The sequence below is a fragment of the Citrobacter braakii genome, assembly GCF_002075345.1.
In the GTDB taxonomy this organism is placed as follows: Bacteria; Pseudomonadota; Gammaproteobacteria; order Enterobacterales; family Enterobacteriaceae; genus Citrobacter; species Citrobacter braakii.
Map to the genome: position 1 here is coordinate 1 of NZ_NAEW01000083.1, position 838 is coordinate 838.

Annotated in this window: 1 protein-coding gene and 1 pseudogene; both read right to left on the reverse strand. The window is 50.7% G+C overall.

Translation table 11 applies throughout. The features are described 5' to 3' along the window. Window positions 1–308: pseudogene (locus BZK42_RS27905) on the reverse strand (terminase large subunit); the annotation flags it as partial. Next, window positions 308–745 (reverse strand): phage terminase small subunit P27 family, encoded by a 438-nt coding sequence (locus BZK42_RS27910; protein ID WP_079938464.1) that lies wholly within the window; start codon window positions 743–745, stop codon window positions 308–310. The gene BZK42_RS27910 and the pseudogene BZK42_RS27905, both read right to left, overlap by 1 nt. Window positions 746–838 lie beyond the last annotated feature (93 nt).

An 838-nucleotide genomic window follows, 5' to 3' on the forward strand; every position in this document is an offset into this window, starting at 1 on the left:
TAGCCTGAATCTTTTCGCACCCAGCCAAACGGCACGCCCAGCGCAAATTTTTGCCACGGTTCAAACTCTATCCGCAGCTTCCGGCGAGCCCACTCACCGGAGGTGTGCGGCATTTTCTGGGAGAAGCGGAGGAAACGTTCTGCTTTATTTTTATCGAAGCGGTAAGGCCAGCGTGGATCTTTGGCGCGTTCCAGGTCGTCCAGATGTCGCTGACAGGCCAGAATCGTTAACCGGCAGGCCAGTATCTTCCCGCTCACGACGTCCCGCGCATACTGGTTCGCCGCATTGACGTTTGGATATGTAGCCATCAGTCAAACTCATCAAATTCATTCCCTTCATCATCTGTATCATTTTTACCGCTGGTCATTCTTATGCGACTGAGCGGGTCTAACCCGAGAAGTGAACCCAGACGGGCAAGCTGCGAAACAGAGTCATTACGGACATTGACTGCAGGGTGTTTTTTATCTCCCCCCATTTCACTTGATACGGTAAGTCCATCTTTCGCGATAACTTTTTCGGCCTCAACCATCAAGTGAAACGCATTGCAGTAAGCCAGAAGTAGCGGGGCGTCCTCCAGTTCAAAGACACCGCGTTCGATTAAAATTTTGCTCTGTGTTTTCCAGATGCGGATCGCTATATCGCTCATTAACTCATCCGGCGGCGCAATCCTGGTCAGCTTGCTTTTCTGGCCCTGAGACAAATTGCGCTTACGGCCACCACCGGAAGATCGAACAACAGCACCCATTAAAACCTCCAATTCAATAGGTAAAAACTTCCGGAAAAAAGTTTCTTATTTTGGGCGCGTAAAAATTTGACGAGGCGGGCGGTCCCGGACAGC

What these genes read in the sequence shown, in the direction of transcription:
- BZK42_RS27910 (WP_079938464.1), bottom strand. Translation starts at nt 745, where the DNA reads ATGGGTGCTGTTGTTCGATCTTCCGGTGGTGGCCGTAAGCGCAATTTG.